This window comes from Donghicola eburneus, assembly GCF_900115865.1.
Taxonomy (GTDB): Bacteria; Pseudomonadota; Alphaproteobacteria; order Rhodobacterales; family Rhodobacteraceae; genus Donghicola; species Donghicola eburneus.
Map to the genome: position 1 here is coordinate 222,234 of NZ_FOXY01000001.1, position 14,422 is coordinate 236,655.

Below are 14,422 nucleotides of genomic sequence, written 5' to 3' on the forward strand. Positions count from 1 at the left end.
GAATGCGCAAGCTGATCCTGCTCTCCGCCGCTGTTCTGATGCCCTTGGCCGCACAGGCGCGGGATATCACTGCGGACGAGACTGTGCGCGGGTTCGTAACGACTTCGGTTCTGGCGGCAAAGGTCGCGCAGGGCTGTAAAAAGATTTCTGTTTCGACAGAGGGGCTTCTGGCCTTGCAGCTGGATGTGACCGCGCATATCGAAGCGGAAAATTACACCGTCGAAGAAGCAGCGCCTTTGCAGGACGCTGCCTTCAACGAAGAGATCGAAGAGGCCGCTGTGGCCCAGATCAAGGAACGTGGCTTCGACCCGCAAAAGGCCAAGGACCTTTGCGCGTTCGGGACCGAAGAGATGACGAAGGGCAGCCCCGTGGGCGCTGTTCTGGAAAGCAGGTGAGAAGATGACGGAACTTCGCAAGATCATCATTGACGACAAAGAGATCGAGGTCGATCCCGCCATGACCTTGATTCAGGCCTGTGAAGAGGCTGGGGTCGAAATTCCGCGCTTCTGCTATCACGAGCGCCTGACCATCGCGGGCAACTGCCGCATGTGCCTTGTCGAGGTTGTCGGCGGTCCGCCGAAGCCCGCAGCCAGCTGCGCAATGCAGGTCCGTGACCTGCGCCCTGGCCCCGAAGGCCAACCGCCCGTCGTGAAAACCAACTCGCCCATGGTCAAAAAGGCCCGCGAAGGCGTGATGGAATTCCTGCTGATCAACCACCCGCTGGATTGCCCGATCTGCGATCAGGGCGGCGAGTGCGACCTGCAAGATCAGGCGATGGCGTATGGTGTGGACTTCTCGCGCTACCGCGAGCCCAAGCGCGCCGTGGACAACCTGAACCTTGGGCCGCTTGTCGGCACCGCGATGACCCGCTGCATCAGCTGCACCCGCTGCGTGCGCTTCACCACCGAAGTCGCTGGTATCACCCAGATGGGCCAGACCGGCCGCGGCGAGGATGCGGAAATCACCAGCTACCTGAACCAGACTCTGGACAGCGAGCTGCAGGGCAACATCATCGACTTGTGCCCCGTTGGTGCGCTGACTTCGAAGCCCTACGCCTTTACCGCGCGTCCTTGGGAACTGACCAAGACTGAAACCATCGACGTGATGGACGCTCTGGGGTCAAACATCCGCGTGGACACCAAAGGTCGCGAAGTTATGCGCATTATCCCGCGCAACAACGATGGTGTGAACGAAGAGTGGCTGTCGGACAAATCGCGTTTCGTCTGGGACGGCCTGCGTCGTCAGCGTCTGGATCGCCCCTATGTCCGTGAGAACGGCAAGCTGCGCCCCGCATCGTGGGAAGAAGCGCTTAGCGCTGCCGCTGCGGCAATGAAAGGCAAGAAGGTCGCTGGTCTGATCGGTGATCTGGTCCCTGTTGAGGCTGCCTACGCTCTGAAGCAACTGGTCGAAGGTTTGGGTGGCAACGTCGAATGCCGCACCGATGGCGCGAAATTGCCTGCGGGCGTTCGCGGCGCCTACGCTGGCACTGCAGCAATCGAGGATCTGGACGACGCGGCAGAAATCCTGCTGGTTGGCACCAACCCCCGCGCTGAAGCACCAGTTCTGAATGCACGCATCCGCAAGGCTTGGCTGCGCGGCGCGAACGTGTCGATGATCGGCGAAGGTGTCGACCTGACCTATGACTACACCCACGTCGGCACCGACCGCGCGGCTCTGGCCGATGCGTCTGTCAACGGTGGCGTGATCATCGTGGGGCAGGGCGCTCTGAACGAGCTGGACGGCGAAGCTGTTCTGGCGTCTGTCTTCAAGATGGCCGCTGCTTCGGGCGCGAAGGTTCTGGTTCTGCACACCGCAGCATCGCGCGTTGGCGCGATGGACGTGAACGCTGTGACCGAGGGCGGCCTAAAGGCGGCTCTGGACGGCGCAGATGTGATCTACAACCTTGGCGCAGACGAAGTCGAAATCGACGCTGGCGCAACTGTGATCTATCAGGGCAGCCACGGCGACCGCGGTGCACACCGCGCGGACATTATTCTGCCCGGCGCAGCCTATGTCGAAGAGCAGGGCCTGTTCGTGAACACCGAAGGCCGTCCGCAGCTGGCGCTGCGCGCAGCCTTCCCTCCGGGTGAAGCCAAAGAAAACTGGGCCATCCTGCGTGCGCTGTCCACGCATCTGGACGCTACCCAGCCGTGGGACACTCTGATCCAGCTGCGTCAGGCGCTGGTCGGTGATGTTGCACACCTCGCGATGGTGGATCAGGTGATCGAGAACGAAGCCCCCAGCCTCGAGGACAAACCTCTGGGCAAGGGCGAGGCGACCTTCGTCTATGCGGTCAAAGATCACTACCTGACCAACCCGATTGCCCGCGCGAGCGCATTGATGGCCGAACTGTCGGCCAATGCCAAAGCGCGCCGCGACCAGAAGATCGCCGCTGAGTAATGCGCGGCGCGGTTGCCATATCCTGCGGCCTGATGGCCTTGTCGGTTGCGGCCTGTGCCTCGACCGATGCGGCTGCACCTGTGCCCTTTTCCCCCGAGTATAGCGGTGTTCGCACTGCGCTGCTCGAGGGTGACCTGGTGAATTTCCTGGTCGAAATGAAGGGTGCGCGGGGCGCAAGCGATGTGGAAGCCTATGCAGAGTGTGCGGCCGCGCAATATGCGCTGATCCGCGGATACGGTTTTGCCCGCCATGTGCGGACGAATGTAGATAATCAGGGTAGCCTTTGGCGAGCAGATGCGGTTTACACCATCTCGCCGGCGCTGCCGCGCGGCCTTAGCACGATTGACGCCGAAGTCACCGTGCAGAACTGCGCAGAAAACGGAATACCGACGGTGTGAGGACCTATGGCTGACTTTTTCACCACCCCTTTGGGCGTCTTCGTCATCATCCTAGCTCAGTGCCTTGCCGTGCTGGGGTTCGTGATGGTTTCGCTGCTCTTTCTCGTTTACGGCGACCGTAAAATCTGGGCTGCGGTCCAGATGCGTCGTGGCCCCAACGTGGTGGGCGTCTTCGGCTTGCTGCAGTCGGTGGCTGACGCGCTGAAATACGTCACCAAAGAGATCGTCATTCCGGCGGGCTCGGACAAGGTTGTCTTTATGATGGCCCCGCTGACCAGCTTTGTTCTGGCGGTGATTGCTTGGGCGGTGATCCCGTTCGCAGATGGCTGGGTCGTCTCTGACATCAACGTTGCGATCCTTTACGTCTTCGCCGTTAGCTCGCTCGAGGTTTATGGCGTGATTATGGGCGGTTGGGCGTCGAACTCAAAGTACCCGTTCCTTGGCTCGCTGCGCTCGGCGGCTCAGATGATTTCTTATGAGGTCTCCATCGGTCTGATCATCATCGGTGTGATCATCTCGACTGGTTCGATGAACTTCGGCGACATCGTTGCTGCTCAGGATGGCCGCTTTGGTTTCTTCAGCTGGTACTGGCTGCCGCACCTGCCGATGGTCTTCCTTTTCTTCATCTCGGCGCTGGCGGAAACCAACCGTCCTCCGTTCGACCTTCCCGAAGCTGAATCCGAACTGGTCGCCGGCTATCAGGTGGAATACAGCTCGACCCCGTTCTTGCTGTTCATGGCCGGTGAATACATCGCGATCTTCCTGATGTGCGCGCTGACCTCGCTGCTGTTCTTTGGTGGCTGGCTGTCGCCGATCCCCGGTCTGCCCGATGGCGTTCTGTGGATGGTTGCGAAGATGGCGTTCTTCTTCTTCCTGTTCGCAATGGTCAAAGCGATCACCCCGCGTTACCGCTACGACCAGCTGATGCGTCTGGGCTGGAAAATCTTCCTGCCGCTGTCGCTGGGTTGGGTCGTGATCGTCTCCTTCTTTGCCAAGTTCGAACTGTTCTGGGGTGCGTATGCCCGCTGGACAGTAGGGGGCTGATATGGACCTGCGCGACTCCATTCTGGAGGCGAAATACAAGGACATGATCTCGCTCGCCGATTTCATCGTCACGGACTGCAACCTGCCGGCTGAGGACGCGGATGGACATCCGCTGCCCCAGCAATCGGAACTCGCCGCTGCCATCTTTCGGTGGGCAGCGATGACCGGAACCCACGGAGAGAGCTAATGGCTGACATCGACTATACCCGCGCGGCCAAGTACTTCCTGCTCGCGGACTTCTTCAAAGGCTTCAAGCTTGGCATGAAGTATTTCTTCGCACCCAAGCCGACCGTGAACTACCCCCACGAGAAAGGCCCGCTGTCGCCTCGTTTCCGTGGCGAACACGCCCTGCGCCGCTATCCCAACGGCGAAGAGCGCTGCATCGCCTGCAAACTCTGCGAAGCGATTTGCCCCGCGCAGGCCATTACCATCGACGCCGAGCCCCGCGATGACGGCAGCCGCCGCACCACGCGCTACGACATCGACATGACCAAGTGCATCTACTGCGGTTTCTGCCAGGAAGCTTGCCCCGTAGACGCGATTGTCGAGGGCCCGAACTTCGAATTTGCGACCGAAACCCGCGAGGAATTGTTCTACAACAAGGAAAAGCTCCTTGAGAACGGTGCACGCTGGGAAGCAGAGATCGCCCGTAACCTCGAGCTGGATGCACCTTACCGATGACCGACGCCAAGAACATCTTCGAGCAGATGATGGCTCAATCGCTGGAAATGGCGAAGGCCATCAACCCCGCGCTTGAGAACTTCTCGCCCAAAGACTTCGAGGCAATGTGGCCGACGGTCCCGCGGGATATGATGGAACTTGCTTTTGGCAAGACCATGAATCCCGAAGGTCTGGACAGCAAGACGCGGCTGCTTTTGACGCTGGCAGGTCTGACCTGTCAGGGCGCAGTGGCCGAACCCCAAATTCGTCTGACCGTGCGCCACGCGCTCGAGGCAGGCGCAACCAAACAGGAGATCGCCGAGGCTATTGGCCAGATGGCGATGTTCGCGGGTATTCCCGCCATGTCCAAAGCGGCGTCCATCGCCCAAGAGGTCATGGCAGAGACAAAGGACGAACCGAAATGAGCGTAGCTGAACTTTCCTTCTACCTCTTCGCGCTAAGCACCGTGATCGGCGGTCTGATGACCGTGCTTGGACGCAACCCCGTTCACTCGGTGCTCTGGCTCATTCTGGCGTTCATTTCGTCGGCGGGTCTGTTTGTACTGATGGGCGCTGAATTTGTGGCGATGCTGTTGGTCATCGTTTATGTGGGCGCGGTCGCTGTGCTCTTCCTCTTTGTGGTCATGATGCTGGACGTCGACTTTGCAGAGCTGAAGGCCGGCATGGCCAAGTATCTGCCGGTCGCGCTTTTGATTGCTGTGATCCTGATGATGCAGTTTGCCATGGCGTTCGGCGCATGGGACAGCAGCGAACTGGCCGAAGGTCTGCGCGCAGCACCCGTCGCGGCGGATGTTCAGAACACCGCGCAGCTGGGTGGCCTGATCTACGACAAATACTTCCTCCTGTTCCAACTCGCGGGCCTGATCCTGCTGGTCGCGATGATCGGTGCGATTGTGCTGACCCTGCGCCACCGTCCGGACGTCAAGCGCCAGAACGTTCTGGCCCAGATGTACCGCGACCCTGCAAAGGCGATGGAACTGAAGGACGTGAAGCCCGGCCAAGGGCTCTGATAGGTGCACGAGCTTGCGCTGCTGCTCGAGCGCTTTTGGGCCACGTTTGGCGTGGTTGGTGTAGCAGCGATGTGGGCTCTGAAAGCGGGTGCAACATGGATTGGGTTGCGCTGGTTTAGAAATAGACGGCGCGTCGGCTAAGGCCGGCGCCCACCCCAAGAACTGAAACGTCCGCCGCAATGTACGGCGGGCACCACCAAGGACAAGACCCGAGGGACGACATGATTGGTTTGGAACATTACCTGGTGGTCGCGGCGACGCTGTTCGTCATTGGCATCTTCGGCCTCTTCCTCAACCGGAAGAACGTCATCATTCTGCTGATGTCGATCGAACTGATGCTGCTGGCCGTGAACATCAACATGGTGGCTTTCTCCAGCCACTTGGGCGATCTCGTCGGACAGGTCTTCACACTCTTCATCCTCACGGTTGCTGCAGCCGAGGCCGCGATTGGTCTGGCCATTCTGGTCTGCTTCTTCCGGAACCGCGGCACCATCGCCGTGGAAGACGTCAACGTGATGAAAGGCTAAGGGGCCAATGGAAACCATCATTCTCTTTGCCCCGCTAGTGGGGGCGATTGTCGCCGGCTTCGGCTGGCGCTTCATCGGCGAGCAGATCGCCTGTTATTTCGCAACGGGCATGCTGTTCTTTACCGCACTCCTGTCGTGGATCGTATTTCTTAGCTTCGATGGCACCACCGAGACCATCAATGTGCTGCGCTGGATCCAGTCCGGCTCGCTCGATACATCTTGGGCCATCCGTTTGGACCGCTTGACCGCGATCATGCTGATCGTGATCACCAGCGTCTCGTCGCTCGTGCACCTTTATAGCCTTGGATATATGGCGCATGATGAGAATTTCCACCACGAGCACTACAAGGCGCGCTTCTTTGCGTACCTGTCGCTGTTCACCTTTGCGATGCTGATGCTCGTCACCGCCTCGAACCTCGTTCAGATGTTCTTCGGCTGGGAAGGCGTGGGTCTGGCCTCGTACCTGCTGATCGGCTTCTACTTCCGCAAGCCTTCGGCAAACGCGGCAGCTATGAAAGCGTTCGTTGTGAACCGTGTTGGTGACTTCGGTTTTGCTCTGGGCATCTTCGCGCTGTTCATGCTGACCGACAGCATCAACTTCAACGACATCTTCGCTAACGCCGAGACCATCTCGCAGACCACGATCACTTTCCTCTGGCAGGACTGGAACGCGGCCGAGATCATTGCCTTCCTGCTGTTCATCGGCGCGATGGGTAAGTCGGCTCAGTTGCTGCTGCACACCTGGCTGCCCGACGCGATGGAAGGCCCGACACCTGTGTCGGCTCTGATCCACGCGGCGACCATGGTGACCGCGGGTGTTTTCCTGGTCTGCCGTATGTCGCCGATCATGGAATTCGCGCCCAACGCGACGACCTTCATTACTTTCCTGGGTGGCACCACCGCGTTCTTTGCGGCGACCATCGGTCTGGTTCAAACCGACATTAAGCGCGTGATTGCGTACTCGACCTGTTCGCAGCTCGGGTACATGTTTGTTGCCGCTGGTGTAGGCGCTTACGGTCCGGCCATGTTCCACCTGTTCACGCACGCCTTCTTCAAAGCAATGCTGTTCCTTGGCGCCGGCTCGGTCATCCACGCGATGCACCACGAGCAGGACATGATGAACTACGGTGGTCTGCGTAAGAAGATCCCCATGACCTTCTACGCAATGATGATCGGTACACTCGCCATCACAGGCGTTGGTATCCCGCTGACCCACATCGGTTTCGCTGGCTTCCTGTCCAAAGACGCGATCATCGAAAGCGCATTTGCGGGCGGCAACATGTATGCCTTCTGGATGCTGGTCATCGCCGCCGCGTTCACCTCGTTCTACAGCTGGCGTCTGATCTTCCTGACCTTCTACGGCAAGCCCCGCGGCGACAAGCACACCCACGACCACGCTCACGAGAGCCCGATGGTCATGCTGGTTCCGCTTGGTGTCCTGAGCCTTGGTGCGGTCTTTGCTGGTATGCTCTGGTACAACAGCTTCTTTGGTCACGCTGATCAGGTTGGTAAGTTCTTTGGCATCCCCGTCGCAGAGGCTTCGGCGCATGCTGCCGAGGGTGAGCACGAGATGGATGGTCACACGGACGAAACCCACGCTGCGGATGATCACGCCGCCGAAGCCGAAGAGCATCATGGCGACGCGGCCGAGGGCGAGCATCACTATGCATTCACAGGTCAGCCGGGCGAGGGCGCGATCTACATCGGTGCAGACAACACTGTGTTGGATGACGCGCACGCTGTTCCGGCTTGGGTCAAGGTTAGCCCCTTTGTCGCAATGCTCGGTGGTCTGCTGATGGCGGTCTGGTTCTACCTGATCAACCCGTCGCTGCCTGGCCGTCTGGCTGCAAACCAGCGCCCGCTCTACCAGTTCTTGCTGAACAAATGGTACTTCGACGAAATCTACGATTTCATCTTCGTTCAGCCTGCCAAAGCCATCGGCCGCTTCTTCTGGAAGAAGGGTGACGGGACGGTCATCGACGGGGCCATCAATGGTCTGGCGATGGGTATCATTCCCTTCTTCACCCGCCTCGCTGGCCGTGCGCAGTCTGGCTACATCTTTGGCTATGCCTTCGCCATGGTGCTGGGTATCGCCGTACTAATCACCTGGATGACGCTCACCGGGGGAGCGAATTAATGGGAAACCTACTCTCAATCGTAACCTTCTTGCCTCTGGTGGCGGCAATTGTTCTCGCCGTCTTCCTCAGGGGCAATGACGAGGCGGCACAGCGCAATGCCAAATGGCTGGCGCTGGTCGCGACCGCTGTCACTTTCCTGATCTCGCTCTTCATTCTGGCGGAATTCGACCCTGCGAACACCGGTTTCCAGTATGTCGAAGAGCGTGATTGGCTCTTGGGCCTGAAATACAAAGTGGGCGTCGACGGAATTTCGGTTCTGTTCGTCCTGCTGACCACTTTCATCATGCCGCTGGTTATTGCCTGCAGCTGGGACGTCTCCAAGCGCGTCAAGGAATACATGATTGCGTTCCTTGCGCTGGAAACCCTGATGATCGGCGTGTTCGTTTCGCTGGATCTGGTTCTGTTCTACCTGTTCTTCGAAGCGTCGCTGATCCCCATGTTTCTGATCATCGGGATCTGGGGTGGCGCGAACCGCATCTACGCATCGTTCAAGTTCTTCCTCTACACCTTCTTTGGTTCGGTGCTGATGCTGGTGGCGATGGTTGCAATGTATACCGACGCGGGCACCACCGACATTCCGACCCTGCTGAACCACACCTTTGCCTCTGAAACGCTGAACCTCTTCGGCTTCCAGATCATCGGCGGCATGCAGACACTGATGTTCATCGCCTTCTTCGCGTCCTTCGCGGTGAAGATGCCGATGTGGCCCGTCCACACATGGTTGCCCGACGCGCACGTTCAGGCACCGACCGCTGGCTCGGTTGTTCTGGCAGCGATCCTGCTGAAAATGGGTGGCTACGGCTTCCTGCGCTTCAGCCTGCCGATGTTCCCCGTTGGGGCGGAGATCCTGACCCCCGTGGTTTTCTGGATGTCGGCCATCGCGATCGTCTACACCTCGCTGGTCGCGCTGGTGCAAGAAGACATGAAAAAGCTGATCGCGTACTCGTCGGTTGCGCACATGGGCTACGTGACCATGGGTATCTTTGCTGCGAACCAGCAGGGTATCGACGGTGCGATCTTCCAGATGCTGTCGCACGGCTTTATCTCTGGCGCGCTCTTTCTCTGCGTCGGTGTGATCTACGACCGTATGCACACCCGCGAGATCGACGCCTACGGTGGCCTTGTGAACCGTATGCCCAAATACGCGCTGGTGTTCATGCTGTTCACCATGGCGAACGTGGGTTTGCCGGGCACCTCTGGCTTCATCGGTGAATTCCTCGTCCTCATGGGCATTTTCCAAGAGAATACCTGGGTTGCCGCTGTGGCCGCATCGGGCGTGATCTTCTCGGCGGCTTATGCGCTGTGGCTGTACCGCCGCGTTGTCATGGGCGCACTGATCAAGGAAAGCCTGAAGGCGATCACCGACATGTCGACCCGCGAGCGCGCGATTTTCGCGCCGCTGATCATCATGACGATCCTGCTGGGTGTGTACCCCGCACTGATCACCGACATCATCGGGCCGAGCGTTTCGGCTCTGATCGACAACTACGACACGGCACTGGCAGCGGTTTCCCACGAAACCGCCGGCCAAGTGGCCCAACACTGAGGAGGGTGGCCCGATGCAGGCTGACCTAGCAATCCTTCTGCCCGAAATCCTCTTGTCGCTGTTCGCTCTGGCTGCGCTGCTCGCTGCCGTCTACACCGGCAAGGACAAAATGGCATCCGCTCTGGTCTGGCTGACCAGCGCCGTGATGCTGGTGCTGGCCGCGTGGATCGGTCTGGGGGACGCAACCACCCAGATCGCGTTCGACGGCACTTTCATCAATGACGGCTTTGCCCGTTTCTCCAAAGTCGTGATCCTGATCTCGGCGGCCATCGTCTTGGTCATGAGCCAGGAATACATGAAGCGCCGGGACATCCTGCGCTTCGAATACCCGATCCTCGTTTCGCTCTCTGCGGTGGGTATGATGGTGATGGTCTCTGCTGGTGACCTGATCGCGCTTTACATGGGTCTCGAGCTGCAATCGCTGGCTCTGTACGTTGTGGCATCTCTGCGCCGCGACAGCGCAAAGTCGACCGAAGCGGGCATGAAGTACTTTGTACTCGGCGCGCTTAGCTCCGGTCTGCTGCTCTACGGTGCATCGCTGACCTATGGCTTCTCGGGCACCACATCGTTCTCGGGCATCATTCAGGCGGTGCAGGGCGATCATCTGTCGCTCGGCGTACTGTTCGGTCTGGTGTTCATCACCTCGGGTCTGGCATTCAAGGTGTCGGCAGTTCCGTTCCACATGTGGACCCCTGACGTCTACGAAGGTTCGCCGACCCCCGTCACCGCGTTCTTCGCGACCGCGCCCAAGATGGCTGCGATGGGTCTGTTCGCGCGCGTCATGCACGATGCCTTTGGCGGTGCTGTAGGCGACTGGCAGCAGGTCATCGCGTTCCTCGCGGTTCTGTCGATGTTCCTTGGCTCGATCGCTGCCATTGGTCAGTCGAACATCAAGCGTCTGATGGCCTACTCGTCGATCGCTCATATGGGCTATGCCCTGATGGGTCTGGCGTCGGGTACCGCGCTTGGTGTTGAATCGATGTTGGTTTACATGGCGATCTACGTCACCATGAACGTCGGCACCTTTGCCTTCATCCTGTCGATGGAGCGCAACGGCACCCCAGTGACCGACATCAAATCGCTCAGCAACCTGTCCAGCTATGCACCCGGTCGCGCATTCTCGTTGCTCGTGCTGATGTTCAGCTTGGCTGGCGTGCCCCCGATGCTCGGCTTCTTCGGTAAGCTCTACGTTCTGCGTGCCGCTTACGAAGGTGGTCTGGCGTGGCTGGCCGTGGCTGGTGTGGTCGCATCTGTGATCGGTGCCTACTACTACCTGCGCATCGTGTTCTTCATGTACTTTGGCGAAGAAACCGAAGAGCTGGACGCCCCCCGCAACCCCATCCTGTCGGGTCTGCTGGTTGGTTCGGCTGTTGTGATGATTGCCGCAGTCCTGCTGAACATGTTCGGCATCGACGGTGCAGCTGCGGCGGCAGCCGCGTCGCTGGTCAACTAATATGATCGCGGGCCAGAGTGCATGAGCGGCTGGCCCGTTGAATACGCACGGCGGGTGCTGTCTACCGTAGACAGCACCAACGCCGAAGCGGCGCGGACCGCGACCGAAATGACTCAACCCACATGGATCCTTGCGCGAGAGCAGACCGCCGGACGCGGTCGGCGTGGCAGGGTATGGGCTAATCCCCCCGGAAATTTCGCAGCGACCCTGCTGCTGCGCCCGACCGAGGCCCCGCATCTGACGGCCCTGCGGTCCTTTGTTGCGGCACTGGCGCTGCACGAGGCTTTCGTGACGGTCAGCGGTCGGCCCGAGGCATTCTCGCTGAAGTGGCCTAATGATGTGCTGCTGAATGGCGGCAAAGTCGCTGGCATTTTGCTCGAGTCATTAGGGGTCTTTCACGGCGTGAGTTACTTGGCGGTGGGTATCGGTGTGAACCTGATTGCCGCGCCCGATCCCGCCCAACTTGAGGAACGCGCTGTCCGTCCTGTGTCTCTGATGTCAGAGACCGGCGCGCACGTAACCCCTGAAGAATTCCTTGAGGCGCTGGCCATAGCCTACGCGGCCTACGAGACCCAATTTCAGACCTATGGCTTTGAGCCCATCCGCCAAGCGTGGCTGGCCCGAGCGGCGAAGCTTGGCGAAGTCATTACCGCCCGCACCGGCAATACCGAGCGAGTCGGCACATTCGAGACTTTGGACGAACACGGCAACCTGGTTCTAAGGACCGCACAGGGGCGCGAAGCGATCCCCGCTGCCGACGTCTTTTTCTAAGAGGACCAGCGTATGCTCCTTGCGATTGACTGCGGAAACACAAACACCGTGTTTTCGATCTGGGATGGCAGCGAATTTATTGCCACATGGCGCACCGCCACCGAACACCAACGGACTGCTGATCAGTACTATGTCTGGCTGACCACGCTGATGAAGCACCGCGGGATCGAGGCTGACATCACCGATGTGATTATCTCGACCACTGTGCCGCGGGTTGTTTTCAACCTTCGTGTCTTTGCAGACCGGTATTTCAACACCCGACCGCTGGTTGTCGGCAAACCGGGCTGTGAGCTTCCGGTCGAGGCACGTGTCGATGCAGGGACCCAAGTGGGCCCTGACCGTCTGGTGAATACGGTTGCGGGGTATGACCGCTACGGCGGCGATCTGATCGTGGTGGATTTCGGGACGGCGACGACCTTTGACGTGGTGGATACGGATGGCGCGTATATCGGTGGTGTCATCGCCCCCGGTGTGAACCTGAGCCTTGAGGCGCTGCACCAAGCCGCCGCCGCATTGCCCCATGTGGATGTCAGCAAGCCCGATCTTGTAATCGGGACAAACACGGTGGCGTGTATGCAATCCGGCGTTTTTTGGGGCTATGTTGGTCTGGTCAGCGGCATAACCAGCCGGATCAAGGCAGAAAGAGCGCGCCCGATGAAAGTAATTGCCACGGGTGGGCTTGCACCCTTGTTCCAGCAGGGTGATACCCTATTTGACGTGTTTGATGAATTTTTGACGATGCACGGCCTGACCGTCATCCACGACTACAACAAGGATAAAACGCTTGAGCAGTGAGAGACTGATCTATCTTCCCCTCGGTGGCGCGGGGGAGATCGGGATGAACGCCTATGTGTACGGCTATGGCCCCAAGGACAACGAGCGCCTGATCCTCGTTGATCTGGGTGTGACCTTTCCGGACATGGACAGCACCCCCGGTGTCGACCTGATCATGCCCGACATCCAGTGGCTCGAAGAACGCAAGAACCAGCTGGATGCGATCTTTATCACCCACGCGCACGAAGACCACGTGGGCGCGGTGGGTCACCTGTACAGCCGCCTCGGCGCGCCGATTTACGCGCGGGCCTTTACCGCCGCGATCGCCCGTCACAAGTTGGCCGAGTACGGCGTGCACGAAGGCGCGGTGCGTACTGCGTCGGCTTATCCCGAGACGACCGAGATTGGTCCGTTCAAGGTCAGCTTTGCCCCGATTTCGCACTCGATCCCCGAAAGCTCGGGTCTCGTGATCGACACCCCCGCAGGCCGGATCGTGCATTCGGGCGATTTCAAGATCGACACCACACCGGTCATTGGCGAGCCTTTTGATCATCAGATGTGGGCCGAGATCGGCGCATCCGGTGTCAAGGCGCTGATGTGTGACAGCACCAACGTGTTCAGTGACAATCCCGGCCGTTCCGAAGCAACCCTGAAGCCGAACCTCGAAGAGTTGATCGCGGCGCAGAAAGGCATGGTCGTTGCGACCACTTTCGCGTCAAACATCGCGCGTCTCCAGTCGCTTGCGACAGCGGGTCAGGCTGCGGGGCGTTCGATCTGTCTGCTGGGGCGCGCTATGCGTCGCATGGTCGAAACGGGCGTGCAAACCGGCATTCTGACCGATTTCCCCAAGACGGTAAGCGCCGAGGATGCCAACAGCATCCCGCGCGAGAACCTGATGCTGATCGTGACCGGGTCGCAGGGCGAACGCCGCGCCGCGACCGCGCAGCTGGCGCAAGGCAAGTATCTGGGCCTGACTATGAAAGAGGGCGATACCTTCCTCTTTTCGTCCAAAGTCATTCCGGGCAATGAGCGCGGCGTGATCCGCATCATGAACCAGTTCTCGGAAATGGGCGTGGACATTGTAGACGACGCTGGTGGTCTTTATCACGTGTCGGGCCACGCGAACCGCCCCGATTTGGTCACCATGCATGATCTGGTGAAACCCCAGATGCTGGTTCCGATGCACGGTGAGCACCGCCACCTGCGAGAGCATGTGAAGGTCGCCGCCGAGCGTGGTCTGCAAGGGATCGTCGCGGTCAATGGCATGATGCTCGACCTGACTGGCGACGCGCCCAAGGTTGCTGAATACATCGACACTGGCCGCACTTATTTGGACGGCTCGGTTCAGATCGGCGCGATGGACGGGATCGTCCGCGATCGTATCCGCATGGCGTTGAACGGACATGTCACTGTGACGGTGATCATGGACGAAGAGGATGAACCTCTTGGCGAACCTTGGTGCGAAATCAAGGGCTTGCCGCAGATGGGTCGCAGCGGCGTGCCGCTTGTGGACGTTCTGGAGGAAGACCTTTCGCAAGCCATCGGACGGGCAGGGAACAAAACCTTGGTCGATGACGACGCGCTGGAAGAGGCGTTGCGCCGAGCCGCCCGCAAGTCCGCTCTGGATGAGATCGGCAAGAAGCCCGAAGTCACCGTGGTCATCAGCCGCCTCGCATAAGAT

General features: G+C 59.5%; 15 protein-coding genes. All 15 read left to right on the forward strand.

The features are described 5' to 3' along the window. Nucleotides 1-2 precede the first annotated feature (2 nt). Complete coding sequence (locus BM225_RS01025; RefSeq protein ID WP_072706095.1) at nt 3-395, forward strand: DUF5333 family protein; 393 nt, start codon at nt 3-5, stop codon at nt 393-395. A 4-nt stretch (nt 396-399) separates the two neighbouring features. Next, nucleotides 400-2,400, forward strand: a complete 2,001-nt coding sequence (gene nuoG, locus BM225_RS01030) for an NADH-quinone oxidoreductase subunit NuoG (protein ID WP_092463666.1) — start codon at nt 400-402, stop codon at nt 2,398-2,400. Next, on the forward strand, nt 2,400-2,798 hold the full coding sequence (locus tag BM225_RS01035; protein WP_072706097.1) for a hypothetical protein: 399 nt from the start codon (nt 2,400-2,402) through the stop codon (nt 2,796-2,798). The genes nuoG and BM225_RS01035 overlap by 1 nt, the downstream gene beginning before the upstream one ends. Before the next feature lie 6 nt (nt 2,799-2,804). Then, entirely contained in the window at nt 2,805-3,842 is a 1,038-nt protein-coding gene (gene nuoH / locus BM225_RS01040; protein WP_072706098.1) for an NADH-quinone oxidoreductase subunit NuoH, read from the forward strand. 1 nt (nt 3,843) lies between these two features. Continuing rightward, complete coding sequence (locus tag BM225_RS01045) at nt 3,844-4,029, forward strand: hypothetical protein (RefSeq protein WP_072706099.1); 186 nt, start codon at nt 3,844-3,846, stop codon at nt 4,027-4,029. Next, nucleotides 4,029-4,523 carry an NADH-quinone oxidoreductase subunit NuoI gene (gene nuoI, locus BM225_RS01050; protein ID WP_072706100.1) on the forward strand — a complete coding sequence of 165 codons (495 nt, stop codon included), beginning with the start codon at nt 4,029-4,031 and terminating at the stop codon, nt 4,521-4,523. Before BM225_RS01045 ends, nuoI begins: the two co-directional genes overlap by 1 nt. Continuing rightward, a complete protein-coding gene (locus BM225_RS01055) occupies nt 4,520-4,927 on the forward strand; it encodes a carboxymuconolactone decarboxylase family protein (RefSeq protein WP_072706101.1) in 408 nt (135 codons plus the stop codon). Before nuoI ends, BM225_RS01055 begins: the two co-directional genes overlap by 4 nt. Continuing rightward, on the forward strand, nt 4,924-5,532 hold the full coding sequence (locus BM225_RS01060; protein ID WP_072706102.1) for an NADH-quinone oxidoreductase subunit J: 609 nt from the start codon (nt 4,924-4,926) through the stop codon (nt 5,530-5,532). Before BM225_RS01055 ends, BM225_RS01060 begins: the two co-directional genes overlap by 4 nt. Nucleotides 5,533-5,753: 221 nt before the next feature. Next, nucleotides 5,754-6,059: an NADH-quinone oxidoreductase subunit NuoK gene (gene nuoK / locus BM225_RS01065; protein WP_072706103.1), complete on the forward strand. Its 306-nt coding sequence runs from the start codon at nt 5,754-5,756 to the stop codon at nt 6,057-6,059. A gap of 7 nt (nt 6,060-6,066) precedes the next feature. Beyond that, entirely contained in the window at nt 6,067-8,196 is a 2,130-nt protein-coding gene (gene nuoL / locus BM225_RS01070) for an NADH-quinone oxidoreductase subunit L (RefSeq protein ID WP_072706104.1), read from the forward strand. Continuing rightward, the gene (locus tag BM225_RS01075) at nt 8,196-9,743 is read left to right on the forward strand and encodes an NADH-quinone oxidoreductase subunit M (RefSeq protein WP_072706105.1); all 1,548 of its coding nucleotides are present in this window, start codon (nt 8,196-8,198) and stop codon (nt 9,741-9,743) included. Before nuoL ends, BM225_RS01075 begins: the two co-directional genes overlap by 1 nt. Before the next feature lie 13 nt (nt 9,744-9,756). Further along, nucleotides 9,757-11,196: an NADH-quinone oxidoreductase subunit NuoN gene (gene nuoN / locus BM225_RS01080; protein ID WP_072706106.1), complete on the forward strand. Its 1,440-nt coding sequence runs from the start codon at nt 9,757-9,759 to the stop codon at nt 11,194-11,196. 21 nt (nt 11,197-11,217) lie between these two features. Continuing rightward, on the forward strand, nt 11,218-11,967 hold the full coding sequence (locus BM225_RS01085; protein ID WP_072706107.1) for a biotin--[acetyl-CoA-carboxylase] ligase: 750 nt from the start codon (nt 11,218-11,220) through the stop codon (nt 11,965-11,967). Nucleotides 11,968-11,979: 12 nt separating this feature from the next. Then, nucleotides 11,980-12,762 (forward strand): type III pantothenate kinase, encoded by a 783-nt coding sequence (locus BM225_RS01090; RefSeq protein WP_072706108.1) that lies wholly within the window; start codon nt 11,980-11,982, stop codon nt 12,760-12,762. Further along, nucleotides 12,752-14,419: a ribonuclease J gene (locus BM225_RS01095; protein ID WP_072706109.1), complete on the forward strand. Its 1,668-nt coding sequence runs from the start codon at nt 12,752-12,754 to the stop codon at nt 14,417-14,419. Before BM225_RS01090 ends, BM225_RS01095 begins: the two co-directional genes overlap by 11 nt. The last annotated feature ends 3 nt before the right edge of the window (nt 14,420-14,422 follow it).

Excerpts from the sequence above, each read along its gene's own strand:
- BM225_RS01025 (WP_072706095.1), top strand. The coding sequence starts at position 3 with ATGCGCAAGCTGATCCTGCTCTCCGCCGCTGTTCTGATGCCCTTGGCC.
- nuoG (WP_092463666.1), top strand. The coding sequence starts at position 400 with ATGACGGAACTTCGCAAGATCATCATTGACGACAAAGAGATCGAGGTC.
- BM225_RS01035 (WP_072706097.1), top strand. The coding sequence starts at position 2,400 with ATGCGCGGCGCGGTTGCCATATCCTGCGGCCTGATGGCCTTGTCGGTT.
- nuoH (WP_072706098.1), top strand. The coding sequence starts at position 2,805 with ATGGCTGACTTTTTCACCACCCCTTTGGGCGTCTTCGTCATCATCCTA.
- BM225_RS01045 (WP_072706099.1), top strand. The coding sequence starts at position 3,844 with ATGGACCTGCGCGACTCCATTCTGGAGGCGAAATACAAGGACATGATC.
- nuoI (WP_072706100.1), top strand. The coding sequence starts at position 4,029 with ATGGCTGACATCGACTATACCCGCGCGGCCAAGTACTTCCTGCTCGCG.
- BM225_RS01055 (WP_072706101.1), top strand. The coding sequence starts at position 4,520 with ATGACCGACGCCAAGAACATCTTCGAGCAGATGATGGCTCAATCGCTG.
- BM225_RS01060 (WP_072706102.1), top strand. The coding sequence starts at position 4,924 with ATGAGCGTAGCTGAACTTTCCTTCTACCTCTTCGCGCTAAGCACCGTG.
- nuoK (WP_072706103.1), top strand. The coding sequence starts at position 5,754 with ATGATTGGTTTGGAACATTACCTGGTGGTCGCGGCGACGCTGTTCGTC.
- nuoL (WP_072706104.1), top strand. The coding sequence starts at position 6,067 with ATGGAAACCATCATTCTCTTTGCCCCGCTAGTGGGGGCGATTGTCGCC.
- BM225_RS01075 (WP_072706105.1), top strand. The coding sequence starts at position 8,196 with ATGGGAAACCTACTCTCAATCGTAACCTTCTTGCCTCTGGTGGCGGCA.
- nuoN (WP_072706106.1), top strand. The coding sequence starts at position 9,757 with ATGCAGGCTGACCTAGCAATCCTTCTGCCCGAAATCCTCTTGTCGCTG.
- BM225_RS01085 (WP_072706107.1), top strand. The coding sequence starts at position 11,218 with ATGAGCGGCTGGCCCGTTGAATACGCACGGCGGGTGCTGTCTACCGTA.
- BM225_RS01090 (WP_072706108.1), top strand. The coding sequence starts at position 11,980 with ATGCTCCTTGCGATTGACTGCGGAAACACAAACACCGTGTTTTCGATC.